Raw genomic sequence first — 24,909 nt, forward strand, 5'->3', positions numbered from 1 at the left:
GCAAGCGGGCCCGAGAGATTACAGATTCTGCAGCGCGGCGACTACTGCGTCGCCCATTTCTTGCGTACCGACCTTGGTGCAACCCTGCGACCAGATGTCGCCGGTGCGCAGGCCCTGGTCCAGCACCAGGCTGACGGCCTTCTCGATGGCGTCTGCAGCGTCGCCGAGATTGAAGCTGTAACGCAGCATCATCGAGACCGACAAAATGGTCGCCAGCGGGTTGGCAATGCCCTGGCCCGCGATGTCCGGCGCCGAACCATGGCAAGGCTCGTACATGCCCTTGTTGTTGGTGTCCAGGGACGCCGACGGCAGCATGCCGATAGAACCGGTGAGCATCGAGGCCTGGTCAGACAGAATGTCGCCGAACAGGTTGTCGGTGACGATCACGTCGAACTGCTTCGGCGCACGCACCAGTTGCATGGCGGCGTTGTCGACGTACATGTGGCTCAACTCGACGTCCGGGTAGTCCTTGGCCACTTCCTCGACGATTTCACGCCACAGCTGGCTGGAGGCCAGTACGTTGGCCTTGTCGACCGAGCAGACCTTCTTGCCACGCACGCGCGCCATGTCGAAACCAACACGGGCGATACGGCGAATTTCGCTCTCGCTGTACGGCAGGGTGTCGTACGCCTGGCGCTCACCATTCTCCAACTCACGCACGCCACGTGGCGAGCCGAAGTAGATACCGCCGGTCAGCTCACGCACGATCAGGATGTCCAGGCCCGCGACCACTTCCGGCTTGAGGCTCGACGCGTCAGCCAGTTGCGGGTAGAGGATCGCCGGGCGCAGGTTGCCGAACAGGCCCAGTTGCGCGCGGATTTTCAGCAAGCCGCGCTCAGGACGGATATCACGTTCGATCTTGTCCCATTTCGGGCCACCCACGGCGCCAAGCAGCACAGCGTCGGCAGCACGGGCACGGTCCAGGGTTTCATCAGCCAGCGGCACGCCGTGCTTGTCGATGGCCACGCCACCGATCACGTCGTGGCTCAGTTCGAAGCCCAGGCTGTACTTGGTGTTGGCCAATTCCAAGACCTTGACCGCTTCGGCCATGATTTCCGGACCAATACCGTCGCCAGGGAGAATCAGAATCTGCTTGCTCATGCGTTCCTCATTTCATCAAGCGACCTGCCCGCAGGCAGGTCGGGAAAAATTAATCAGCGTTCGGCGAAGACCACCAGCACGTCGGTGCTGAAGGTGCCGTCGGCTTGAATTTCGTAATAGTCGCGTACTTCCTGGCCCATCGCCTTTTGCAGCTCAAGGATTGCGGCGCGCAGAACCTCTGGCGTGCGCATGCGCTCGACCCACGAGGTGTATTCCAGGCGCAGGCGTTGGCGGCTGCTGGTGCGCACATGCAACCCGGACTCGCTGAGCTGCTGCATCCATTCGGCGGCGGAGTAATCGCGCACGTGGCTGGTATCGCGCAGCACTTCGACGGTTTGCAGGTAAGTGTCCAACAGCGGGCTGCCCGGTGACAAGACGTCGACGAAGGCCGCCACACCACCCGGTTTGAGCACGCGGCGCACTTCGCGCAAGGCCACGCCGAGGTCGCTCCAGTGGTGGGCCGAGTAGCGGCTGAACACGAAGTCGAACTCGCCATCGGCGAACGGCAGGCGTTCGGCAGCGCCGTGCTCGGTACGGATGTTGTCCAGGCCACGATCTTTTGCAGCGGCGGCGACTACGTCGAGCATTTGTTGGGACAGGTCGTAGGCCACCACTTCTTTAACCAGTGGCGCGACATGAAAGCTCACATGACCGGCGCCGCAACCCAAATCCAGCAGTCGCGCACCGCCCTGCCCGGCCAGCTCGGCCTGGAGCAGCGCGAATTCGGTGCCTTGGGCGTGCACGGCACTGCTCAGGTAGGCCGAGGCTTGCTCGCCGAATTGTTTTTGCACAACTTGGGTGTGGGCGGTGTTAGTCATGGTGATTTTCCTTGGGACTTGTGTTGTTTGTGCTGCCGCCTTCGCGAGCAAGCCCGCTCCCACATTTTGAATTGCGAATACTTTCAAATGTGGGAGCGGGCTTGCTCGCGAAGGGGCCAGTCCTGCTCACATCAAATCAGGCATCGCGAAATAACCAAGGCTGGCTAGCCCGGTGCTTAGCCTCAAACGCCGCAATCGCATCGCCGTCCTGCAAGGTCAGGCCAATGTCGTCCAGGCCATTGATCAGGCAGTGCTTACGGAAAGCATCCACTTCAAAGTGATACACCTTGCCATCCGGACGGGTCACGGTTTGCGCGGCCAGGTCGACGGTCAACTGGTAGCCTTCTTCGGCTTCCACTTGCTTGAACAACTCATCCACTTCTTCATCGGTCAAGATGATCGGCAACAAACCGTTCTTGAAGCTGTTGTTGAAGAAGATGTCGGCATAGCTCGGCGCGATGATGCTGCGAAAGCCATATTCTTCCAGGGCCCACGGCGCGTGCTCACGGCTAGAGCCGCAACCGAAGTTTTCCCGCGCCAGCAACACGCTGGCGCCTTGGTAACGCTCGGCGTTGAGCACGAAGTCCTTGTTCAGCGGGCGCTTGGAGTTGTCCTGGTAGGCGTAGCCCACGTCCAGGTAGCGCCACTCGTCGAACAGGTTCGGGCCGAAACCGGTACGCTTGATCGACTTCAAGAACTGCTTGGGGATGATCTGGTCGGTGTCCACGTTGGCACGGTCCAACGGCGCGACTAAACCTGTGTGTTGTGTAAAAGCACGCATCGGGTATTCCTCAGATCAATTCGCGAACGTCGATGAAACGACCGTTGACGGCAGCCGCAGCAGCCATGGCCGGGCTGACCAGGTGGGTACGCCCGCCGGCGCCCTGACGCCCTTCGAAGTTACGGTTGGAGGTGGACGCGCAATGCTCGCCCGACTCCAAACGGTCCGGGTTCATCGCCAGGCACATGGAGCAACCCGGCTCACGCCATTCAAAACCGGCTTCGAGGAAGATCTTGTCCAGGCCTTCGGCTTCGGCCTGCGCTTTAACCAGGCCCGAACCCGGCACCACGATGGCTTGCTTGATGGTCGAGGCTACCTTGCGGCCCTTGGCGATCACTGCCGCCGCACGCAGGTCTTCGATCCGCGAGTTGGTGCAGGAACCGATGAACACGCGGTCCAGCTGGATATCGGTAATCGCCTGGTTGGCCTGCAAGCCCATGTACTTCAAGGCACGCTCAATGGAGCCGCGCTTGACCAGGTCGGCTTCCTTGGCCGGGTCCGGTACATTCTGGTCAACTGCCAACACCATTTCTGGCGAAGTGCCCCAGCTGACTTGCGGCTTGATCTGGGCAGCGTCCAGTTCAACCACGGTGTCGAACACCGCGTCGGCGTCGGAGACCAAGTCTTTCCAGGCTTCGACCGCTGCGTCCCAGTCTGCGCCCGTCGGTGCAAATGGACGGCCCTTGACGTATTCAACCGTCTTTTCATCCGCCGCCACCATGCCCACGCGGGCACCGGCCTCGATGGACATGTTGCAGATGGTCATGCGGCCTTCGATGGACAGGTCGCGGATCGCGCTGCCAGCAAATTCGATGGCGTGGCCGTTACCGCCAGCGGTACCAATCTTGCCGATCACGGCGAGGACGATGTCCTTGGCGGTCACGCCAAACGGCAACGTGCCTTCAACGGACACCAGCATGTTCTTCATTTTCTTGGCGACCAGGCACTGGGTGGCGAACACATGTTCCACCTCGGACGTGCCGATGCCATGGGCCAAGGCGCCAAAAGCACCGTGGGTGGAGGTGTGGGAGTCACCGCAGACCACGGTCATGCCCGGCAAGGTCGCGCCTTGCTCCGGGCCGATCACGTGGACGATACCCTGGCGCACGTCGTTCATCTTGAATTCGGTGATGCCGTATTCGTCGCAATAGTCGTCGAGGGTTTGCACCTGTAAACGCGAGACCGTGTCGACGATGGCGTCAATGCCGCCCTTGCGCTCAGGGGTGGTCGGCACGTTGTGGTCCGGCGTGGCGATGATGGAGTCGACGCGCCAAGGCTTGCGCCCGGCCAGCCGCAGGCCTTCGAACGCTTGGGGCGAGGTCACTTCATGGATGATGTGACGGTCGATATAGATCAGCGACGAGCCATCGTCGCGCCGTTTCACTTCATGGGAATCCCAAAGCTTGTCGTAAAGCGTTTTGCCGGCCATCAGTCGGTCCTCATCAGCGGTCTTTCTATGCCCCGGGCATTTCAATAACCCTTTGGCTTGTGAGGCTGATGGTATGGCGCTACATTAAATAACTCAAATTCATATTTTTTATGCTTTGGATTACCAACTGGAATACCACAATGGACCTGGCCAACCTCAACGCCTTTATCGCCATCGCCGAGACCGGCAGTTTCTCCGGTGCCGGCGAACGTTTGCACCTGACCCAACCGGCCATCAGCAAACGCATCGCTGGTTTGGAGCAACAATTAAAGGTACGCCTGTTTGATCGCCTGGGCCGCGAAGTCGGCCTGACCGAGGCCGGACGGGCCCTGCTGCCACGCGCCTACCAGATCCTCAACGTGCTGGACGACACCCGCCGCGCGCTCACCAACCTCACCGGCGAAGTCAGCGGGCGCCTGACCTTGGCCACCAGCCACCACATCGGCCTGCATCGCTTGCCGCCGATTTTGCGCACCTTTACCCGGGAGTACCCCAACGTCGCGCTGGATATTCAGTTCCTGGATTCGGAAGTGGCTTACGAAGAAATCCTCCACGGCCGCGCAGAAGTAGCGGTGATTACCCTGGCCCCCGACCCTCATCATCTCGTGCGTGCGACACCGGTGTGGGATGACCCGCTGGACTTTGTCGTCGCGCCGGAACACAGCCTGACCCTCAATGGCAGGGTCAGCCTGGCCGATATTGCCGGGCACCCGGCCGTTTTCCCCGGAGGAAACACCTTCACGCACCATATTGTCAGCCGATTGTTCGAAGCCCAGGGCCTTACTCCAAACATCGCGATGAGTACTAACTACTTGGAAACTATCAAAATGATGGTGTCTATCGGCCTGGCCTGGAGCGTTTTGCCGCGCACCATGCTCGATGATCAGGTGGCAAGTATCGCTTTGCCGGGCATACAGCTCAGTCGCCAGCTAGGCTATATCGTGCACACCGAAAGGACGCTGTCGAACGCTGCGCGGGCTTTCATGAGCCTATTGGATGCACAGGTCGATCTGCCAGGGATACCGGCATGAAGCTGTGCGGCCTCAAGGTTTGAATAAAACCGCGCCTTACGCCCATCGAGCCAAGGCCCTTTGATAATGCGCAACCCCGTCGATTCCGTACCACCTTTGCCTCGCATTTACGCCCTTGACCCTCAAGAGGCGGAGCAAAGTTGGGACAGCGCTCCGCAGTTGCTGGCGGCCCTCAACGCCGCCCGGCTGGGCGCGTGGTGCTGGGAAATCGACACCGGGAAAATCAGCTGGTCACGGGGCACCCAGGCGTTGTTCGGCTTTGACCCTCGCCAGCCTTTGCCAAAGGATCTGGACTATCTCGACTTGCTGGCCCCGGCCGACCGCACCCGCGTGGTCCGGGCCTTTCATGCGGTACTGGCGGGCGAACCGTTCGAACACGCGATGCGCCACCGCATCCAATGGCCCGATGGCACCCATCATTGGCTGGAGATCAATGGCAGCCTGGCGCCGGACAAGTCCGGCAGGCGCCGAATGATCGGCGTGATCCGTGAAATAACGCACCAGCGCGAGCGGGAAAACGCCCTCGGCCACTCCGAGAAACGCTTCGCCACGCTGTTCCACCTGTGCCCGAACATGGTGCTGCTGACCCGTCAGGCTGATGGCTTGATCAGCGAAGCCAACCAATATTTCGAGATCCACTTCGGCTGGCCGGTCGCCGACGCCATCGGTCGCACCACCCTGGACCTGGGCCTGTGGCGTCACCCCGAGCAACGCGCGCAGTTGGTCAAGGCCACCCAACGCAAGGGCGAGCCGATCACCATGGAGGTGCAGTTTTGCGCCAGCAATGGCCAGATCCACGACGGCACCCTCAGTGCGCAAAAGGTGGAACTGGAGGGCGAGGCTTACCTGATCAGCACGTTTCTCGACACCACCGACCGCAAGAATGCCGAGCAAGCGCTCAAGGACAGCCAGGAGCGCCTCGACCTGGCCCTGGATTCCGCACAACTGGGCACCTGGGACTGGCATATCCCCACCGGCATGCTCTACGGCTCGGCTCGCGCCGCCCAGTTGCATGGTTTGCCACCCGAGCCATTCCACGAATCCTTCGATGCATTCTTCGAGGGCATGCCCAATGAAGAACGCGACAATATGCGCAACGCCTATCGCACCCTGCGCGAAGGCCCCGCCGGCAACTATCAACTGACCTACCGCGTGCAAATGGAAGATGGCAGCTCACGCTACCTCGAAAGCCGCGCCCGCCTGTATCGCGACGAGCAAGGCGCCCCCTTGCGCATGGCAGGCACGCTGCTGGACATCACCGACCAGGTGGAGCGCGAACAACGCCTCACCGCCTCCGAAGAAAAATTCGCCAGCCTGTTCCAGGCCAGTCCCGACCCGATCTGCGTCACCGATCTGGAGAGCGGCGTGTTTATCGAAATCAACCCCGCCTTCACCCAGACCTTTGGCTGGGCGGCCGCCGAAGTCATCGACAAGAGTGCCGAGCAGATCGGCCTGTGGGATGAGTCAAGCAAACGCCTGCAACGCATCGAACGGGTGATACGCGAACAGGCCCTGAGCAATGTGGCGATTGTGGCCCATCACAAGAACGGCCACAGCCTGACCTGCGTGATATCCAGCCGCCAGATCAAGGTTGGCGACCGACCGTGCATCGTTACCACGTTGCGCGATATCACCCAACAACAGCGCTCAGAGGCAGCGCTCAAGGCCAGTGAGGAGAAATTCGCCAAGGCGTTCCATTCCAGCCCCGACGCGATTTCCATCACCGAGCGCGACACTGGCCGTTATGTCGAGGTCAATGACGGTTTCTGTCGCCTCACCGGTTATCGCGCCGAAGAAGCCATCGGCCTCACTCTTTACCAGATCGGCATCTGGGCCGATGAAAACCAGCGCGCCGCGTTATTGGCCGAACTGCAGATCAAGGGCCGCATTCGCCATCTGGAAATGCTTTGGCACAACAAGCGTGGCGAGGTGCTGGCAGTTGAGGTGTCGGTCGAGCCAATCACCCTGAACGAAACGCCCTGCCTGTTGCTGACCGCACGAGACGTGAGCCTGCTGAAAAACGCCCAGGCGCAGATCCGCCACCTGGCTTACCACGACCCGCTGACCAATCTGCCCAACCGCGCACTGCTGATGGACCGCCTGAGTCAGCAGATCGCGCTGCTCAAACGTCACAACTTGCGCGGCGCGCTGCTGTTTCTCGACCTTGACCATTTCAAGCACATCAACGATTCCCTAGGCCACCCAGTGGGTGACACAGTGTTGAAAATCGTCACCGCACGCCTGGAAGCCAGCGTGCGCATGGAAGACACCGTGGCACGCCTGGGCGGCGATGAATTTGTGGTGCTGCTCAGCGGGCTGGACGGCTCGCGCGCGCAAGTCAGCGCCCAGGTGCAGGAACTGGCGGACACCCTGCGCGAGCTGCTCTCGGAGCCGATGTTCCTGGACGGCCATCGTTTGCAGGTCACCCCGAGCATTGGTGTAGCGCTGATCCCCGACCACGGCTCCACCCCGGCAGACCTGCTCAAGCGTGCGGACATCGCGCTGTACCGCGCAAAGGATTCGGGGCGCAACACCACACAGATGTTTCATAACAGCATGCAGAAGACCGCCAGCGAACGCCTGCGCATGGAAACCGACCTGCGTCTGGCCCTGTCACGCGGCGAGTTCAGCGTGAATTACCAACCCCAGGTTGATGCGCGCGGCAACAAGATAGTCGGCGCCGAGGCTTTGGTGCGCTGGCAACACCCGCAACTGGGCGCCCAGTCACCGACGGAATTTATCAAGGTGTTGGAGGACAGCGGCCTGATCCTGGAAGTCGGCACCTGGATTCTCGATGAAGCCTGCGCCGCCTTTGAGCAACTGATCGCGGATGGCCTGGTGGACCCACTGAATTTCAGTCTGTGCGTAAACATCAGCCCCCGGCAGTTCCGCCAAAACGACTTCGTGGAGCGCGTGGAGCGCAGCCTCAAGCAACACTCGTTGCCCTACAGCCTGCTGAAACTGGAGATAACCGAGGGCATCGTGATCCAGAACCTTGATGACACCATCGGCAAAATGCGCCGCCTGAAGAAACTCGGCGTCAGCTTTGCCATGGATGACTTTGGCACCGGCTATTCATCACTCACCTACCTCAAGCGCCTGCCGGTGGATGCGTTGAAGATCGACCAATCTTTTGTGCGCGACGCCACCCATGACCCCAATGACGCGGAGATCATCCGCGCCATCGTGGCCATGGCCCGCAGCCTGAATCTGGAAGTGATTGCCGAAGGCGTGGAAACCCCAGAGCAACTGGCTTTCCTGCAAAAGCAGGGCTGCCACTTGTACCAGGGTTATTTGCACAGTCGGCCATTGCCGATAGAGGGATTCCGGGCGTTGCTGGGGTAGCCGCTACACCAATGTCAGCGCCCTTAGACCGCCGCGCATCCAACGCGACGACGCCAGATCAAGTGGCAACCCATAGAGGTCCAGCGTCCCATTGATCACTGCAACAGAGTGGGCGCTGTCGGCCAGGGTGCCGACCGCCCCACCCGCCAGCGCCTCAACCGTGCTGTCACGCAGGTAACCGTACAGTCCAAGGCGTCGAAGTGCCTCACCGGGATGCTCGCCGTCATTGAGGGTTTCCAGGGCTACCGAGTAGCTTTGCCTGCCACGGAAGTCGTTGTTCTCCCATTGCGCCCGCTTGGCGCTGACGGCGTAGAGGAAGTTGGCGTAGTCCAGCAATTGAGGATCAGTGCCACGAAAGTTCGACGCAGCGGCGGCCTGACGCACTTCATCGTGGGTCAACTGCACGCGGAATGAGTCGCGCATGAGCACGTCAAACCCCTGCTCGGTGACCTGGATATGCTTATAGATCCCGCTGGGGACCTGGCCGAACCGGATAATGGCTGCCTTGATCGCCGATACCGTGACGCAATTGCTTTGCACGCCTTGGTAGAACCCATCCCAGATCTTTGCAGAATCCATGCTGGCCGCAACATGAGTCACCTTCCAGCCATCGCTGGGGAGCGATTGCCTGTCATTGAACAACGTGTATCCGTAGCCCCGGTCCACGTGCCGCTGCTCACCGTAGTCATGCATGACACCCTCACTTACCAGTGCCGCGCCACGGTTATGGGTTTCCAGCACGCCTACTGCGTCCTTCCCCGTCAATTCGCTCACCGGAACAAAGCTGGAAAGCCCGAACACACCCATGCCCTGCAGACAGCGTTGGGCTGTTTCACCTTCGATGGTCCTGGCCAAGGCCGCTTCAAATGTCGAGTAGCCTCCGGTCAATTGCTTGCGCTTCACAAAGGCGGCAAACACCACGTTGGCAGTGGCGACCGACTCACCGTCTTCACCGGTAAACCTGGAAGCCTGCGCCGCCTGGCTCAACTCATGACGAGACAGGTGAACCTTGAACTCGTCTTTCATCGTGATGCAGTAGCCATCACCGGACGGCTGGATCTGATCAAACATGTCCGCCAGGCGTTGACCCAACGTCATCATCATCATTTTGATAACAGCGGCGTGGGTGCTGCAGTCAAAGCTTTCACCAAATCGTCTTTGGGAGACACTGAACGCGTCGATGGCACTGGCGGCTGGCGGTGCACCGGCGCGGTAGAAAAAATCGGTTTGAGGGGCCCCCGCCATAACCGAACGGCCCATCATCGAGATACTCATCTTGCTACCTCCTGCTTGTGTGAAACATGCGGCCAGGGCACTCCTTTCGCAAACTGGTTGATGGCCTTGAGGCGCTGGCCGCATGCATGACATTCCCCCCATCACACCAACGCGATGGCGTCCCCTCGTGTCGGCGCCGACCCTTGCTTGCCCCACAATTCTTCGCGACCGTTGATAACGGCCACCGAATGCCCGGTTCGATTGCACATGCCTAGCTGACCATTGGCGAGTTCTCGCACGCTGACCCGCCGCATATGCTTCCTCAAGCCCAAACGCAGGAAGCCTTCACCAGGACCGCGCTCATCTTCCCCATTGTTCAAACTGTGGACACCGGCTTCAAAACTCCTGTCCGCCGTACCATCGTTGTTTTCCATGTGTGCACGCTTGGCACTGACCGCGAAAAGGAATTGCGCGTCCTTGAGCATGCCCGCGTCAGGGCCGACAAATCGCGAACCTCGCGCGCCCACCGCCAACTCTCGGTCTGTCAGGGTCAAGACATAATCGTCGCGCATAGTGACTCGATAACCGCTGCCCTCCCTCCTCACCTCCTTGAAGATATCGGTAGGGCTTTGGCCAAACTTGTACATGGCGGCTTTGATGGCCGAGACCGTTACACAGTTACCGTCAGGCCCTTGGCGGAAGCCACTCCAGATATTTCCAGGTTTGGCACCCTTTCGTTTATCGGACAGCCCCGGAATATGCGCAGCAACCTCGGGCCTTGGTTGTTCAGGCTCTGGCACGACCCGAGGTTTAATTTCGGGTTTGGGGGAGACGTCCGGAATGACCTTGTCTTTTTTGTCCGAGATGAGATTAATCAACTGGGTGAAAAACGAAGTAAACAACGCCACCAAGGTATTGATAGCAGCCGGATTGTCGCCAACCGTCGCAGCGCCGAGCGGCTCTTTTACCCGCGTCGTCGAAGCATAATCAATCCCGGCCAGGGTGCCGGGTGGCACGACCTCATTGGTCGCAACCAGGGCGTTAGGCGTCAACACCTGACGCACGTCCACTACACGCGCCACGCTTTTAATCGAACAACACGACATGAAAACCTCCGTGATTAAGAGCCTCCCCGGATGGCTCTCCGAGGATGCTCTGTCTGTATCAAAAGAATTGAAATACCGGCTGACGTTTCAGGTCCTAAGCCATGTGCGGTGGTTGACACCCGGACGGTTACGCTCTCCTCGATCATTCCCGGGTGCGGGGCTGGTCAAGTCAGGCAGAGGTTGGGGCCGGTCTGGATTTACTGTTGGCTTTGCATCGTTATCAGGAATGACCGGTGGCTGGGGTTGCGGCATCACGCCTGGTTTGGGCGTGGCGTCGGCTTTAGGCGGTACGCTTGGCTTGGTGTCAGTCTGCGGCACGACCGTGGGCGCTGGTTGTGGCGTCACGCCTGGCTTGGGGGTGGTGTCGGGTTTTGGCGGTACGCTTGGCTTGGTGTCAGTCTGCGGCACGACCGTGGGCGCTGGTTGTGGCGTCACACTTACATCCGGTGCAACTCTTGGCCTAAAGCCTTTGTCATGCTCCGACTTAGTGTCAGGACAATGACAATGGTTAACGTTTACTTCGACCTTGACCTGCGCATTGGCGTCATTGGTCACATTGACAACCGGTTTGGGTACGGCCGGCAGCACTGGAACGGTCGGCCCAGGTAGCACGGGCCTCAACCGACCAGCATCAGGCTTCACCATCGGTTGTGGGCCTGCATCAGGCTTCACCATCGGTTGTGGGCCGGCATCAGGCTTCACCATCGGTTGTGGACCGGCATCAGGCTTCACCATCGGTTGTGGGCCTGCATCAGGCTTCACCATCGGTTGTGGACCAGCATCAGGCTTCACCATCGGTTGTGGGCCTGCATCAGGCTTCACCATCGGTTGTGGGCCTGCATCAGGCTTCACCATCGGTTGTGGACCTGCATCAGGCTTCACCATCGGTTGTGGACCTGCATCAGGCTTCACCTTCGGTTGTGGGCCGGCATCAGGCTTCACCTTCGGTTGTGGGCCTGCATCAGGTTTTACTTTCGGCGACCTCTCAGCGTCGGGTAATACATCGGGAGTTATATTCTTTCCGGCGAACATTTCACGCATGGTTTTAAAAACCAGCTCAAGCATGTCGAATAACTTGGTAAATGCACCTGAATTGAATATCACCTCATTTTGTCCCCCCTTGGCATTGTCATTGCGCACAGGAACATGAACACCTGCAGAGTGATGAGAGGAGGCTGTTTGATTCACCCCAGTTGCTGTCGCTGGCAACACCGGGCGCTCCATGGGCGAGGTATCAACTTTGACGAAGGGCGAGTTATTAATCGATAAAGACATTCTTGGGTTCCTTAAATCAGCGCGGCCTGACTCCGTTAGAGGGCCAGGTCAGCGATAGCATTGATGAACTGCAAACAACAACGCTGCTTCACAGTCATTACTTTCGTGGACAGTGGCGCTATCGAGTTCCAGAAATCGCGCTTCACATAAGGAAACCAAACAGAATTTTCAGACTTTTCCCCGTGACTCTTTCTTAAAGCCCTTTAATCACGCCTTCCAAGCCTGTTTAGTGGGACACACATGCTAATAAACCGTAAAGCAAGCAACTCTCCGATATAATTACAAGGCCAGCACAGACAATTACTCTGGTATTTCGCGCACGCAAATAGTACCTAGCCGCCCATAAGCAAAATACAAAACCTATCTCGCAGAAAAACAATTAATATTACAGACCGTTTTATTTTGCCCCTAAAAAAATCGCACCTCTCTCGATGTTTCAAACTGACATTAAAATAACGCCATTACTCACTAACAAAACACCCTATCGCTAATAGTTAGGCGAACTTAACTTCCCGTTCAACGCAAAATGCCCCGCATCAAACGATACGGGGCATTTTCTTGAAACATAGGACTCGCTTAAAGAGCGCATCCACTTCGCTCAAGGCTATTCAAGCGTTGCAGCTTATGACTCAAATTGCTGCGGATGAGCCATCCCCAGCAAGCGACTGACCTGCTCAAGCCCCGTCTCCCGACGCAGTGCTGTGAACAGCTCCACCGCTTCCGGGTAGTTACGGGTCAGCATCGCCAGCCATTGCTTCAAGCGACCCGGCGCCTGCTTTTCAGTCAGTTGGGCCACCGACTGCGCCCAGAAGTCCTGAAGCATGGGCTGCATCTGTGCCCAGGTCATCTCAACCACCTCTTCGCCAGCCCGTGCGGCGGCGATCTGCCTCGCCAGGTCAGGGCGCGCCACCAAGCCACGGCCGAGCATGATGTCTTCGGCACCGCTGACTTCACGGCAACGCTTCCAATCGTCAACGCACCAAATATCGCCGTTGGCGAATACCGGCACCTTGACCACGTCCTGCACACGAGGAATCCACTCCCAGTGGGCGGGCGGTTTGTAGCCATCGGTCTTGGTGCGGGCATGCACCACGATATGCGCCGCACCACCTTCGGCCAAGGCAGTGGCGCACACGAGCGCGCCGTCCGGGCTGTCGAAGCCCAGGCGCATTTTGGCGGTGACCGGGATATGAGCAGGTACGGCACGCCGCACGTGCTCGACGATCTGGTTGAGCAGCTCCGGCTCCTTGAGCAACACCGCGCCACCCCGGGATTTATTCACGGTCTTGGCCGGGCAGCCGAAGTTCAGGTCGATCACCTGGGAGCCCAACTCGCAGGCCAAGGCAGCGTTTTCCGCGAGACACACAGGGTCTGAGCCGAGCAATTGCACACGCAACGGCACGCCCGCAGCGGTGTGCGCGCCGTGCAGCAATTCCGGGGCGAGCTTGTGAAAGTAGGCTGGGGTGAGCAGGCGGTCGTTGACGCGAATAAATTCGGTCACGCACCAGTCAATACCGCCCACGCGGGTCAACACGTCCCGCAGGATGTTGTCGACCAACCCCTCCATGGGCGCCAAAGCAATTTGCATGGAAAACACTCAACAAAAATCGTGGCGCAGTTTACTGGGTTTCCTACGGCAACCGTTAACCCCCTGTCAGGGCGGGACCATAACCGTCGAGGAATTCCGCAGGCATGCGCTTGGGCTTGCCAGTGGACAGCTCGATGCAGACGAAAGTGGTTTGCGCACGCAGCAGAGTCGCCCCGTCGCTAGGGCGGAACAGCTGGAAACGCCGGGTCATTTTCAGGCGCTGGTCCCAATCGACAATCCAGGTAGCGAGCTGGAGTTCGTCACCCTCATAACCTGCCGCGAGGTAGTCGATCTCGTGGCGTACTACCGCCATGGCGCGATCCAGCCGGCGGTACTCGGTAAGGTCCAGCCCCAGACGCTGGGAATGTCGCCAGGCGCAGCGCTCCAGCCAGGACACGTACACCGCATTATTAGCGTGCCCCAGGCCATCGATGTCCTCTGCCCCAACCTGCAGATCGATGATAAACGGCGTTGTCAAATCCCAGCCCATGCGTTGCTCCCAGTCGATTAATCTCGGCGGGGCAGTGTATCAGGCGGTTTGCCGCTCCTGTAAACGACGACCCGCCAGCAATGCCAACACGCCATCGATGACGCGTGGGTCGGCCAATACTTTCTGGTGGCCACCCTGCTCCAGGCGCAGCAAGCGGCTGTCGAACCAGGCGTCATGGATCATTTGCGAGGCCTTGACCGGCACAAAGGTGTCGTCCTCGGCATGCACGATCAGGCCAGGGATATTCATCTGATAGTGCGCGACGTCCAGATGCTTGAGCGGCATTCCCATCGTCAACTCGACTTCCTGGATAAACGCCGAGCGCGCCCTTGATGGCAAACCCACCATTCCGGCAAAACCACGCAGCACATCCAGAAACCGCGACGGCGCGGCAATACTCACCAGAGCCTCGGTACGCAAGCCCAATTGCACGGCCAGCATCGCACTGGCACCGCCCATGGAATGGCCGACCACTGCGTGCAGCGGTGGCAACTCGGCCGCCGCTTCGAGCATCGCCCGAGCGAACAGCAGCACATGCGCTTCACGCCCAGGCGAGCGACCGTGGGCAGGCCCATCCAGTGCGATCACTGAATAACCGTTGTCGACCAAGGCCGTGATCAGACTGGCGAACTGGGTCGGGCGCCCTTCCCAGCCGTGCATCAGCAATACGGCAGGCCCTTGGCCCCAACGCAGAGCCGACAAGCCGAAACGCAGAGTGATGCGCTCCGATTGCGCCAACAGCGGCAGCTCCCAGTCACGCGGCGGCAAATCCCGAGGCGTCATGAAGGTTCGACGCATTTTGCTGGCCACCGAATGCGGTGCCAGGCGGCCCACGGTGCCATTGAAACCACGAATCCATGTCAGTGCGCCCATGATCCAAACCCTCCTCAGCGCACCGCCGACTTGGCGGCGCGTAACACACGGTCAGAAAGCTCACCCGGGCCCAGGGCTCGCGCCAAGGCCAAGCCACCGATCATCAATGCCATGTCGGCCAGGGCCTTGTCGGTATCCTCGGGGCTGACGGCGAGCTGCGCGGCCATCAGTTCGCAGTGTTCGTTCAGCGCCTGGCGAAACTCGTCCGGCAAACGGCTCATCTCGCCGACCGTTGCCGGGATCGGACAGGCATGCACGGTTGAGTCGCGGTGCTTGCGTGACAAGTAGAACGCTGCCACCAAGCCTCTACGCTCTTCGCCGGTCAATTGGGCGTCCATATCGTCGATCGACGCGCGACGCCTGGCCAACAATTGCGTAAAGGCCTCCAGCATCAGCGCATCCTTGCTTTCGAAGTGCGCGTAGAACCCACCGACGGTCAGCCCCGCCGCCCCCATGACTTCACCGACACTCGGCTCAGCCGGTCCACGCTGAATCAACGCAGCGCTGGCGGCTTGCAAAATGCGTTCGCGGGTTTGCGCTTTTTTATCGCTCATCATTGCCTCCGATGTTCATGGATTGAATATTATTACCATAATAATATTTGGCAAGCGACAGGCATGACCATTGGTCAGAAGAGAAAGGGGAATTGAGAAGATAATTGGCCAAACGCCAGACAAACAAAAGGGCCATTCAATAATTGAATGACCCTTAAAAATCCCGCAGAGCGGGTAATCGTGGCGTCCCCTAGGGGACTCGAACCCCTGTTACCGCCGTGAAAGGGCGGTGTCCTAGGCCACTAGACGAAGGGGACACAAACCTTCTGTACAACGTGATCAGGCTGAGACTGATCGAACCAAGGACGGTGTGGCCGGAACCTTGGAACTGTAAATTGGTGGAGCTAAACGGGATCGAACCGTTGACCTCTTGCATGCCATGCAAGCGCTCTCCCAGCTGAGCTATAGCCCCAGATTTTTCGCCTCGCGGCGCAGCAGACCTTTCGAACTGCTTGTTGAAACTGGCGTCCCCTAGGGGACTCGAACCCCTGTTACCGCCGTGAAAGGGCGGTGTCCTAGGCCACTAGACGAAGGGGACAAAACCTTCTGTACAACGTGATCAGAGCTGAGTTCTGATCGATTCAAGGACGGTGTGGCCAGACCTTGAACCTGTAAATTGGTGGAGCTAAACGGGATCGAACCGTTGACCTCTTGCATGCCATGCAAGCGCTCTCCCAGCTGAGCTATAGCCCCTCATCGGTGAGGACGGGGCGAATCTTAATGGCGGTTTGGAAGTGTGTCAAATTTATTTTCAACAATTTCCAAAGTTTTTTGCCGGGATAACAATCACTTACCGGCGAAACCCCGGAAAACCGGGGTTTCGTCGTTGCAGCAGGCTGATTAAGCGATAGCGCCCAACAGCTTTTCCCACTCTTTGTTTTCTTTTTTCGACACACCACCAAGCAAATCAAGGGCTTGGCGCAGACGGAAACGCGTGAGGTCCGGGCCGAGAATTTCCATCGCATCCAGCACCGACACCGAACTCGCTTGCCCCGTGATCGCGGCAAACATCAGCGGCATCGCATCGCGCAATTTCAGCTCCAGAGATTCCACCACCGCCTGGATCGTCGCGGTGATCGCATCCTTCTCCCACTGACGCAAGCTTTCCAGCTTCCACAGGATCAACTGCATCAGCTGACGCACCTGGTCGCCGGAGAGCTTCTTGGACTCGAACAACTTGGCATCCGGGCTCACGCCACCGGCGAAGAAGAAGCTGGCCAACGGTGCGACCTGGCTGAACGTCTCCACCCTGCCCTGCACCAACGGCGCGATCTTCATCATGTACTCGGGGTTCAACGCCCACTGCTGCACGCGGCTGGCGAACTCTTCCACCGGCAGATCGCGCAGCCATTGGCCGTTGAGCCACGACAACTTCTCGATATCAAAGATCGGCCCGCCCAGGGACACGCGGGACAGATCGAAGTTATCGACCATTTCCTGCAGCGAGAACTTCTCGCGCTCGTCGGGCATCGACCAGCCCATGCGGCCCAGGTAGTTGAGCATCGCTTCGGGCATGAAGCCCATGCGCTCGTAGAAGGTCACCGAGGTCGGGTTCTTGCGCTTGGACAGCTTGCTCTTGTCCGGGTTACGCAGCAGCGGCATGTAGCACAACTGCGGTTGTTCCCAACCGAAGTATTCGTAGAGCAGGATCAACTTAGGTGCCGATGGCAGCCATTCTTCGCCACGCAGCACGTGGGTGATGCCCATCAGGTGGTCGTCGACCACGTTGGCCAGGAAGTACGTCGGCAGGCCGTCGGTCTTCATCAGCACTTGCATGTCCATGCGATCCCATGGGATCTCGACGTCGCCGCGCAGCATGTCCGGCACCACGCACACGCCTTCGCTCGGCACTTTCATGCGGATCACGTGGGGTTCTCCGGCAGCCAGGCGTTGGGCTACTTCTTCCTTGGACAGCAGCAGCGCACGGCCGTCGTAGCGCGGGGTTTCGCCACGGGCCTGTTGCTCGGCGCGCATCTGGTCCAGTTCCTCAGCAGTGCAGAAGCATGGGAATGCATGGCCCATGTCCACCAGTTGCTGGGTGTACTGCTTGTAAATATCGCTGCGCTCGCTCTGGCGATATGGGCCGTGCGGGCCACCGACATCCGGGCCTTCGGCCCAGGTAATGCCCAACCAGCGCAGGGCATCGAAAATTTGCTGCTCCGACTCACGGGTGGAGCGCACTTGGTCGGTGTCTTCGATCCGCAGGATGAATTCACCACCGTGCTGCTTGGCAAAGCAGTAGTTGAACAAGGCGATGTAAGCAGTGCCTACGTGGGGATCCCCAGTGGGCGATGGCGCGATGCGCGTGCGGACGGTGGTCATGGCGGGTCTCGAATGGGCGATGAAACAGAAAATTGAAACAAGGGGCGAATGGTAACACCAGCGTGGGGGGTTCTGGCAGACCGAGGTGCCTGCATTCGCGAGCAAGCCCGCTCCCACATTCGACTGCATTCCCATGTTGGAAATCGGTCAAATGTGGGAGCGGGCTTGCTCGCGAAGGCGCCAGGTCAGTCACCGCAGATCAAACAGCCAACAAGCGCTCACGCAACTTGCCAATCTCATCGCGCGTCTGTGCCGCCGCTTCAAATTCCAGATCACGCGCCAACTGGTACATCTTCTCTTCCAACTGGCGAATGCGCTTGGTGATCTCACTCGGCGAGCGCAGTTCGTTCTCGTACTTGGCGCTTTCCTCGGCGGCCTTGGCCATGCCCTTGCGCTTCTTGCTGCGCGAGCCGGGCACAGTGGCGCCTTCCATGATGTCGGCAACGTCCTTGAACACGCCCTTGGGCGTGATCCCGTGCTCCAGGTTAAAGGCAATTTGCTTATCACGACGGCGCTCGGTCTCGCCAATCGCCCGCTCCATGGAGCCGGTGATGCGGTCCGCGTAGAGAATCGCCCGGCCATTGAGGTTACGCGCAGCACGGCCGATGGTCTGGATCAGCGAGCGCTCGGAACGCAGGAAGCCTTCCTTGTCAGCATCGAGGATCGCCACCAGCGACACCTCCGGCATGTCCAAACCTTCACGCAGCAGGTTGATCCCCACCAGCACATCAAAGGTGCCCAGGCGCAGGTCGCGGATGATCTCCACGCGTTCCACGGTGTCGATGTCCGAGTGTAGGTAACGCACGCGCACGCCATGGTCGGCCAGGTAGTCGGTGAGGTCTTCGGACATGCGCTTGGTCAGCGTGGTGACCAGCACCCGCTCTTCCAAGGCCACACGCTTGGTGATTTCCGAGAGCAAGTCATCGACCTGGGTCAGCGCCGGGCGAATTTCGATTTGGGGGTCTACCAAGCCGGTTGGGCGCACCAACTGCTCGATCACACGACCCGCATGCTCGGCCTCGTAGTTGCCAGGCGTGGCAGACACGAAGATGGTCTGCGGGCTGATGGCTTCCCACTCATCGAAGCGCATCGGCCGGTTATCCAATGCCGACGGCAGGCGGAAGCCGTACTCCACCAACGTCTCTTTACGCGAACGGTCGCCCTTATACATGGCCCCCACTTGCGGCACGCTGACGTGGGACTCGTCGATCACCAACAGCGCATCGTCCGGCAGGTAGTCATACAACGTCGGCGGCGCCGCGCCGGAATCGCGCCCCGAGAGGTAGCGCGAGTAGTTTTCGATGCCGTTGCAATAGCCCAACTCCAGGATCATCTCCAGGTCGAAGCGGGTACGCTGCTCCAGGCGCTGGGCTTCCACCAGCTTGTTGTTGGCGCGCAGGTACTCCAGGCGCTCTGCCAGCTCAACCTTGATTCCCTCGATGGCGCCCATCAGGGTCTCGCGGGGCGTTACATAGTGGCTTTTCGGATAGAAGGTGAAGCGCGGCAACTTGCGGATCACCTCGCCGGTCAACGGATCGAAGGCCGACAGGCTCTCGACCTCATCGTCGAACAACTCGATGCGGATCGCTTCCAGGTCGGATTCGGCCGGGTAGATGTCGATCACATCGCCGCGCACGCGGAACGTGGCGCGGGCGAAGTCCATATCGTTGCGGGTGTATTGCAGGCTCGTCAGGCGCCGTAGCAGTTCACGCTGGTCAAGCTTGTCGCCACGGTCGACGTGCAGCACCATCTTTAAATAGGTTTCGGGGCTACCCAGGCCGTAGATGCACGACACCGTGGTGACGATGATCGCGTCCTTGCGCTCTAGCAGTGCCTTGGTGGCCGACAAGCGCATTTGCTCGATATGGTCGTTGATCGAGGCGTCTTTCTCGATGAAGGTATCGGACGACGGCACGTAGGCTTCGGGCTGGTAGTAGTCGTAATAGGAGACGAAATACTCCACCGCGTTGTTCGGGAAGAACGACTTGAACTCGCCGTACAATTGCGCGGCCAGGGTTTTGTTCGGCGCCAGCACCAAGGTGGGGCGGTTGACCTGAGCGATCACGTTGGCAATGCTGAACGTCTTGCCCGAACCGGTCACCCCGAGCAGCGTCTGGTGGGCCAGGCCGGCCTCGATGCCTTCGACCATCTGGCGAATGGCTTCCGGCTGATCGCCGGCGGGTTCAAAACGGGTGACTAGTTGGAAATCCGACATAACGTACCTCGTGAAGTCACCCCGGACTGTAAACCCGTCGGGGACGAAAAAGACCACTACCCGCGAAGATTCAGAGCGGGTCGTAGGAAAAAACCATGATAGCCATAGAAGTGGTGGCGAATGTGACGGGTTTCAAGGCAATCGTCTGACACCCCGTCCACATTCAATGTTGCAATAAGACTAACGGTCAGCAAATAAACCGAAAAACTTGGCCGAAAAGCCGTTTCGGTTGTCGCCCTGCGCCGTGATGGCCTCTATACTAGCTCCCCGTTTGTGCACCGCTCTAGTGCATTCGGCTGGAGCGCGACACGTCCCTCCTATCCCCCATAGAGCTGCCGCAAAAATGAGCCTGTTCTCCGCTGTCGAAATGGCACCACGCGATCCTATCCTGGGCCTCAACGAAGCATTCAACGCCGATACACGAACCACCAAGGTCAACCTTGGCGTGGGCGTTTACTGCAACGAGGAGGGGAAGATTCCACTCTTGCGTGCCGTTGCCGAAGCGGAAGCCATTCGCGTGGCGCAACACGCCGCTCGTGGCTACCTGCCCATCGATGGCATCGCAGCTTATGACAAAGCCGTGCAAACCCTGCTGTTTGGCGAGCAATCGCCATTGCTGAGCGCTGGCCGCGTCACCACCGTGCAGGCCGTTGGCGGCACAGGCGCTTTGAAGATCGGCGCGGACTTCCTCAAGCAACTGCTGCCAGACGCCGTCGTCGCCATCAGCGACCCAAGCTGGGAAAACCACCGCGCGCTGTTCGAAACCGCCGGCTTCCCGGTGCAGAACTATCGCTACTACGACGCCGCCACCCATGACGTGAACCGTGCCGGCCTGCTCGAAGACCTCAACGCCCTGCCGCCACAGTCCATCGTGGTATTGCACGCCTGCTGCCACAACCCGACCGGCGTCGACCTGAGCCCGGCCGACTGGCAGAACGTGCTGGACGTGGTCAAGGCCAAGAACCTGGTGCCGTTCCTCGACATGGCCTACCAGGGCTTTGGCGACGGTATCCACGAAGACGCGGCTGCCGTGCGTCTGTTCGCCGAATCCGGCCTGACGTTCTTTGTGTCCAGCTCGTTCTCCAAATCGTTCTCCCTGTACGGCGAACGCGTGGGCGCACTGTCCATCGTCGGCGAGTCCAAGGAAGAAAGCGCGCGCATCCTGTCCCAGGTCAAGCGTGTGATCCGCACCAACTACTCCAACCCGCCTACCCACGGTGCAGCGATTGTTGCCGCGGTGCTCAACAGCCCTGAGCTGCGCGCCCAGTGGGAAGCCGAACTGGCTGAAATGCGCCTGCGCATCCGTGGCATGCGCGAGCAGATGGTGGCCGAACTGGCCAAGGCTGCTCCAGGCCACGACTTCAGCTTCGTTGGCCGCCAGCGTGGGATGTTCTCCTACTCCGGCCTGACCGTTGAGCAAGTCACTCGTCTGCGCAGCGAGTTCGGCATCTACGCCCTCGACACTGGCCGTATCTGTGTCGCGGCGTTGAACCAGTCGAACATTGACGCGGTCACAAAGGCAATCGTTCAGGTGCTGTAAGCCTGTAGCCGTTGCACAGGAGGGGAAGCCGATGGCTTCCCCTTTTTTGTCCCCAGCTCCTAGACTGAACCTTGCCCGCCCCTTTGCTGTGAGAGACCTATGAGAAACGACGACCTGGACCTGCGCGCCGACCGCGACGAACTGGATGACTATGCCCCGCGCGCGCCACAACCCAAGCGCCAGAAAAGCCTGGTGTTGCAAGTGGCGCTGGGGGTGTTCCTCGGCGGATTGGCGTTGTGGTTGGTGCAGTTGGGCGCAACAGCGATCATGGCAAAACTGGCCATGGGCACCCTGCAATTTGGCGGCTGATAAAGATCAAAAATGTGGGAGCGGGCTTGCTCGCGAATGCGGTGTGTCAGGCAACACATGTGTGACTGAACCACCGCATTCGCGAGCAAGCCCGCTCCCACACTTGATCTAGGGCGCTGCCAAATTGCGTTCTTCCAGCAGTTTTACGAAGCTGTTCAAGCTCTGCGACACCGTCCCCCGCCGCCAGATCAGCCAGGTGTGCAAGATCCGAAAGCTATCCGCCAGCGGCCACACACTCACCGCCGCAAACCCCGGCATGCTTTCCAGCATGCTGCGAGGCATCAGCGCCAAACCCGCACCCGCACTGACACACGCCAACATCCCGTGGTACGACTCGATCTCGAAAATCTTGCCCGGCACCGCCCCATCCTGTGAAAACCAGCGCTCAAAGTGGTGCCGGTACGAGCAGTTCGAACGGAAGGTGTAGATGTTCTCGCCGTTCACATCCTGCCCACGCGTAATCGGTGCGTGATGCAGCGGGGCGATTACCACCATCTCTTCTTCAAACACCGCCACGCCTTCCAGCGTTGCATGCAACACCGGCCCGTCGACAAACGCCGCCGCCAGGCGCCCTGACAGCACGCCTTCGATCATAGTGCCCGACGGCCCGGTGCTCAGGTCCAGCTCGACCTTGGTGTGCTTCTGGTTATACGCCGCCAGCAACGCCGGAATACGCACCGCTGCCGTGCTTTCCAGCGAGCCCAGGGCAAATGCGCCTTGGGGCTCCTCCCCCGCCACCGTGGCGCGGGCCTCCTGTACCAGGTCGAGGATACGCCGCGCATAGCCCAGGAAATTCCAGCCGGCCGGCGACAACCGCAAACGGCTTTTCTCGCGAATGAACAACTCAACGCCCAGATCCTGCTCCAGTTGCTTGATGCGCGTGGTCAGGTTCGACGGTACGCGATGAATCAACTGTGCGGCGGCGCTGATGCTGCCTTGCTCGGCAACGGCCTTGAAGATCTCCAACTGCACCAGGTCCACGTCATTCTCCAATCGTGAATGTATTGCTTAATATTATTCAGTTTCCAGAAAAGAGATAGCCCCGTAGGCTGAACTCAACCCACTCATTCAGCAGGACGGTGCCATGAACGCAACCACCCACGCCCTTTCGATCAACCCTACCAACGGCGAAACCGTCGGCAGCTACGCGTACGAAAGCGAGTCGCAACTGGATGCCGCCCTGGAACGCACCACCGCCGCGTTCCGCACCTGGCGCCGTCAACCGGTAAGCCAGCGCGCCGAGCTGCTGCTGGGCCTGGCCGCCGCACTGCGTGAACAAGCCGAAGACATGGCGCAGATGATCACTCTGGAAATGGGCAAGCCCATCGCCCAAGCCCGCGCCGAAATCGAAAAATGCGCCCAGCTCAGCGAGTGGTACGCCGCCCACGGCCCGGCCATGCTCGCCCCGGAACCCACCCTGGTGGACAACGGCAGCGCGCAGATCGAATACCGCCCACTGGGCCCGATCTTCGCCGTGATGCCGTGGAACTTCCCGGTCTGGCAAGTGCTGCGCGGTGCCGTACCGACCCTGCTCGCCGGCAACACCTTTGTGCTCAAACATGCACCGAACGTGATGGGCAGCGCCTACCTGATCCAGCAAGCCTTCCAGAAAGCTGGTTTTGCCGAAGGTACTTTTGAAGTGGTCAACGTGACCAACGAAGGCGTGTCCAAAGCCATCGCCGACCCTCGCGTCGCTGCCGTCACCCTCACCGGCAGCGTACGTGCCGGTATCGCCATCGGCTCTCAAGCCGGCGCCGCGCTGAAAAAATGCGTGCTGGAACTGGGCGGCTCCGACCCGTTCATCGTGCTCAACGACGCCGACCTCGACGCTGCCGTGCAAGCCGCGCTGATCGGCCGCTTCCAGAACAGCGGCCAAGTCTGCGCCGCCGCCAAGCGCCTGATCATCGAAGCCGGTGTGGTGGACGCCTTCACCACCAAGTTCCTGGAGGCCAGCCGTGCGCTGGTGATGGGCGACCCGACATCTGACGCCACCTACATCGGCCCGATGGCCCGCTTCGACTTGCGCGACGAACTGCACGGCCAGGTCCAGGCCACCTTGGAAGAAGGCGCCACCCTGCTGCTGGGCGGCAATAAAGTCGCAGGCGCAGGCAACTACTATGAGCCGACTGTATTGGCAGACGTCACCGACCAGATGACCTCGTTCAAACAGGAACTGTTCGGCCCGGTGGCATCGATCATCACTGCCCGCGACGCCGACCACGCCGTGGCCCTGGCGAACGACAGCGAGTTTGGCCTCACCGCCAGCATCTTCACCACCGATGCCGCAAAGGCACGGGACATCGCTAATCAACTGGAAACCGGCGGGATCTTCGTCAACGCGTTCAGCGTGTCCGACCCTCGGGTGGCGTTTGGCGGGATCAAGAAAAGCGGCTTTGGCCGCGAGCTGTCGCACTTCGGCGTGCGCGAGTTCTGCAACGCGCAGACTGTGTGGCTAGACCGAAAATAACCTGTAGTGAGCGGGCTTGCCCCGCGCTGGGGGGCGAAGCCGCCCCAACAAGGCCGCTGAGGTGTTTCAGAAAAACCGAGGCGCCTGGGTTTAGGGCGGCGTCGCCCCCCAGCGCGGGGCAAGCCCGCTCACTACAAAGTTCCCGCAAATCACTGTGATCGACTACCATACCGCGCCGGTTCCCAAACGGGACTAATAGGGAATCCGAAGCGCGACCCCTCGCGTCAATCGGAACTGCCCCCGCAACTGTAAGTGCCGAGCCTGCTCCTTTATGCCACTGGACCCTGTCCGGGAAGGCCGGAGCCTGGCGACGACGCATGAGTCAGGAGACCTGCCGGCCAAGCTTTATGACTCACCGGCGGGGTGTCCGGGAAGGACATCCTTGCCCTGCCCCTCGGCAGCGTTCATGGCTGTATTTCCACACCGTACCTCCCCAGCTCACTGTACGGT

General features: G+C 59.8%; 19 protein-coding genes, 4 tRNA genes and 1 riboswitch. Of the genes, 5 read left to right on the top strand and 18 right to left on the bottom strand.

Features of this window, described 5'->3' with window-relative positions:
* Window positions 1-18: 18 nt before the first annotated feature.
* From leuB to leuC, 4 genes are all read right to left on the bottom strand, one after another.
* Window positions 19-1,101 (bottom strand): 3-isopropylmalate dehydrogenase, encoded by a 1,083-nt coding sequence (gene leuB, locus HF257_RS00690; protein WP_185704100.1) that lies wholly within the window; start codon window positions 1,099-1,101, stop codon window positions 19-21.
* A gap of 53 nt (window positions 1,102-1,154) precedes the next feature.
* Complete coding sequence (locus HF257_RS00695) at window positions 1,155-1,919, bottom strand: class I SAM-dependent methyltransferase (RefSeq protein WP_185704098.1); 765 nt, start codon at window positions 1,917-1,919, stop codon at window positions 1,155-1,157.
* Window positions 1,920-2,055: 136 nt separating this feature from the next.
* Window positions 2,056-2,700, bottom strand: coding sequence for a 3-isopropylmalate dehydratase small subunit (leuD, locus tag HF257_RS00700; protein WP_010209061.1), 645 nt, complete (start codon window positions 2,698-2,700; stop codon window positions 2,056-2,058).
* Window positions 2,701-2,710: 10 nt separating this feature from the next.
* On the bottom strand, window positions 2,711-4,129 hold the full coding sequence (gene leuC / locus HF257_RS00705) for a 3-isopropylmalate dehydratase large subunit (RefSeq protein ID WP_185704096.1): 1,419 nt from the start codon (window positions 4,127-4,129) through the stop codon (window positions 2,711-2,713).
* 140 nt (window positions 4,130-4,269) lie between these two features.
* On the opposite strand from leuC, the gene HF257_RS00710 reads away from it, so the two are divergent.
* Together HF257_RS00710 and HF257_RS00715 are read left to right on the top strand one after the other, a co-directional pair.
* Entirely contained in the window at window positions 4,270-5,160 is an 891-nt protein-coding gene (locus tag HF257_RS00710) for a LysR family transcriptional regulator (protein ID WP_185704094.1), read from the top strand.
* Window positions 5,161-5,226: 66 nt separating this feature from the next.
* On the top strand, window positions 5,227-8,505 hold the full coding sequence (locus HF257_RS00715; protein WP_185704092.1) for a sensor domain-containing protein: 3,279 nt from the start codon (window positions 5,227-5,229) through the stop codon (window positions 8,503-8,505).
* Between the two features lie 3 nt (window positions 8,506-8,508).
* Here the strand turns inward: HF257_RS00715 and HF257_RS00720 are convergent, their stop codons facing one another.
* The 13 genes from HF257_RS00720 to uvrB all read right to left on the bottom strand — a co-directional run bounded on the left by HF257_RS00720 (window position 8,509) and on the right by uvrB (window position 20,143).
* A complete protein-coding gene (locus tag HF257_RS00720) occupies window positions 8,509-9,780 on the bottom strand; it encodes a hypothetical protein (RefSeq protein WP_185704090.1) in 1,272 nt (423 codons plus the stop codon).
* 101 nt (window positions 9,781-9,881) lie between these two features.
* Window positions 9,882-10,640, bottom strand: a complete 759-nt coding sequence (locus tag HF257_RS00725; protein WP_185704372.1) for a hypothetical protein — start codon at window positions 10,638-10,640, stop codon at window positions 9,882-9,884.
* A gap of 273 nt (window positions 10,641-10,913) precedes the next feature.
* A complete protein-coding gene (locus HF257_RS00730) occupies window positions 10,914-12,101 on the bottom strand; it encodes a hypothetical protein (protein WP_185704088.1) in 1,188 nt (395 codons plus the stop codon).
* Between the two features lie 622 nt (window positions 12,102-12,723).
* Window positions 12,724-13,689, bottom strand: a complete 966-nt coding sequence (locus HF257_RS00735; RefSeq protein ID WP_185704086.1) for a tRNA dihydrouridine synthase — start codon at window positions 13,687-13,689, stop codon at window positions 12,724-12,726.
* 55 nt (window positions 13,690-13,744) lie between these two features.
* Window positions 13,745-14,179 carry an acyl-CoA thioesterase gene (locus HF257_RS00740; RefSeq protein ID WP_185704084.1) on the bottom strand — a complete coding sequence of 145 codons (435 nt, stop codon included), beginning with the start codon at window positions 14,177-14,179 and terminating at the stop codon, window positions 13,745-13,747.
* Between the two features lie 39 nt (window positions 14,180-14,218).
* Window positions 14,219-15,052, bottom strand: a complete 834-nt coding sequence (locus HF257_RS00745) for an alpha/beta hydrolase (protein WP_185704082.1) — start codon at window positions 15,050-15,052, stop codon at window positions 14,219-14,221.
* 14 nt (window positions 15,053-15,066) lie between these two features.
* Window positions 15,067-15,606, bottom strand: a complete 540-nt coding sequence (locus HF257_RS00750; protein ID WP_185704080.1) for a TetR/AcrR family transcriptional regulator — start codon at window positions 15,604-15,606, stop codon at window positions 15,067-15,069.
* Window positions 15,607-15,787: 181 nt separating this feature from the next.
* Window positions 15,788-15,863: transfer RNA gene (locus HF257_RS00755), tRNA-Glu, on the bottom strand.
* A gap of 79 nt (window positions 15,864-15,942) precedes the next feature.
* Window positions 15,943-16,018: transfer RNA gene (locus HF257_RS00760), tRNA-Ala, on the bottom strand.
* Between the two features lie 50 nt (window positions 16,019-16,068).
* Window positions 16,069-16,144, bottom strand: a tRNA-Glu gene (locus HF257_RS00765).
* 79 nt (window positions 16,145-16,223) lie between these two features.
* Window positions 16,224-16,299, bottom strand: a tRNA-Ala gene (locus HF257_RS00770).
* A 147-nt stretch (window positions 16,300-16,446) separates the two neighbouring features.
* On the bottom strand, window positions 16,447-17,928 hold the full coding sequence (gltX, locus tag HF257_RS00775) for a glutamate--tRNA ligase (RefSeq protein ID WP_185704078.1): 1,482 nt from the start codon (window positions 17,926-17,928) through the stop codon (window positions 16,447-16,449).
* A 199-nt stretch (window positions 17,929-18,127) separates the two neighbouring features.
* Entirely contained in the window at window positions 18,128-20,143 is a 2,016-nt protein-coding gene (uvrB, locus tag HF257_RS00780; protein WP_185704076.1) for an excinuclease ABC subunit UvrB, read from the bottom strand.
* 343 nt (window positions 20,144-20,486) lie between these two features.
* Between uvrB and HF257_RS00785 the strand changes: the two genes are divergently transcribed.
* Entirely contained in the window at window positions 20,487-21,683 is a 1,197-nt protein-coding gene (locus tag HF257_RS00785; protein ID WP_185704074.1) for an amino acid aminotransferase, read from the top strand.
* Between the two features lie 99 nt (window positions 21,684-21,782).
* Window positions 21,783-21,992 carry a hypothetical protein gene (locus HF257_RS00790; protein WP_185704072.1) on the top strand — a complete coding sequence of 70 codons (210 nt, stop codon included), beginning with the start codon at window positions 21,783-21,785 and terminating at the stop codon, window positions 21,990-21,992.
* A 108-nt stretch (window positions 21,993-22,100) separates the two neighbouring features.
* On the opposite strand, the gene ptrR is transcribed toward HF257_RS00790, so the two are convergent.
* Entirely contained in the window at window positions 22,101-22,973 is an 873-nt protein-coding gene (gene ptrR / locus HF257_RS00795; protein ID WP_185704070.1) for a putrescine utilization regulator PtrR, read from the bottom strand.
* Window positions 22,974-23,076: 103 nt separating this feature from the next.
* Between ptrR and HF257_RS00800 the strand changes: the two genes are divergently transcribed.
* Entirely contained in the window at window positions 23,077-24,459 is a 1,383-nt protein-coding gene (locus tag HF257_RS00800) for an aldehyde dehydrogenase family protein (protein WP_185704068.1), read from the top strand.
* Between the two features lie 159 nt (window positions 24,460-24,618).
* Window positions 24,619-24,812, top strand: a riboswitch (cobalamin riboswitch).
* Window positions 24,813-24,909: the final 97 nt, after the last annotated feature.

The organism is Pseudomonas cremoris (assembly GCF_014230465.1).

Coding starts and splice junctions, on each gene's coding strand:
- leuB (WP_185704100.1), bottom strand. CDS start 1,101: ATGAGCAAGCAGATTCTGATTCTCCCTGGCGACGGTATTGGTCCGGAA.
- HF257_RS00695 (WP_185704098.1), bottom strand. CDS start 1,919: ATGACTAACACCGCCCACACCCAAGTTGTGCAAAAACAATTCGGCGAG.
- leuD (WP_010209061.1), bottom strand. CDS start 2,700: ATGCGTGCTTTTACACAACACACAGGTTTAGTCGCGCCGTTGGACCGT.
- leuC (WP_185704096.1), bottom strand. CDS start 4,129: ATGGCCGGCAAAACGCTTTACGACAAGCTTTGGGATTCCCATGAAGTG.
- HF257_RS00710 (WP_185704094.1), top strand. CDS start 4,270: ATGGACCTGGCCAACCTCAACGCCTTTATCGCCATCGCCGAGACCGGC.
- HF257_RS00715 (WP_185704092.1), top strand. CDS start 5,227: ATGCGCAACCCCGTCGATTCCGTACCACCTTTGCCTCGCATTTACGCC.
- HF257_RS00720 (WP_185704090.1), bottom strand. CDS start 9,780: ATGAGTATCTCGATGATGGGCCGTTCGGTTATGGCGGGGGCCCCTCAA.
- HF257_RS00730 (WP_185704088.1), bottom strand. CDS start 12,101: ATGTCTTTATCGATTAATAACTCGCCCTTCGTCAAAGTTGATACCTCG.
- HF257_RS00735 (WP_185704086.1), bottom strand. CDS start 13,689: ATGCAAATTGCTTTGGCGCCCATGGAGGGGTTGGTCGACAACATCCTG.
- HF257_RS00740 (WP_185704084.1), bottom strand. CDS start 14,179: ATGGGCTGGGATTTGACAACGCCGTTTATCATCGATCTGCAGGTTGGG.
- HF257_RS00745 (WP_185704082.1), bottom strand. CDS start 15,052: ATGGGCGCACTGACATGGATTCGTGGTTTCAATGGCACCGTGGGCCGC.
- HF257_RS00750 (WP_185704080.1), bottom strand. CDS start 15,606: ATGAGCGATAAAAAAGCGCAAACCCGCGAACGCATTTTGCAAGCCGCC.
- gltX (WP_185704078.1), bottom strand. CDS start 17,928: ATGACCACCGTCCGCACGCGCATCGCGCCATCGCCCACTGGGGATCCC.
- uvrB (WP_185704076.1), bottom strand. CDS start 20,143: ATGTCGGATTTCCAACTAGTCACCCGTTTTGAACCCGCCGGCGATCAG.
- HF257_RS00785 (WP_185704074.1), top strand. CDS start 20,487: ATGAGCCTGTTCTCCGCTGTCGAAATGGCACCACGCGATCCTATCCTG.
- HF257_RS00790 (WP_185704072.1), top strand. CDS start 21,783: ATGAGAAACGACGACCTGGACCTGCGCGCCGACCGCGACGAACTGGAT.
- HF257_RS00800 (WP_185704068.1), top strand. CDS start 23,077: ATGAACGCAACCACCCACGCCCTTTCGATCAACCCTACCAACGGCGAA.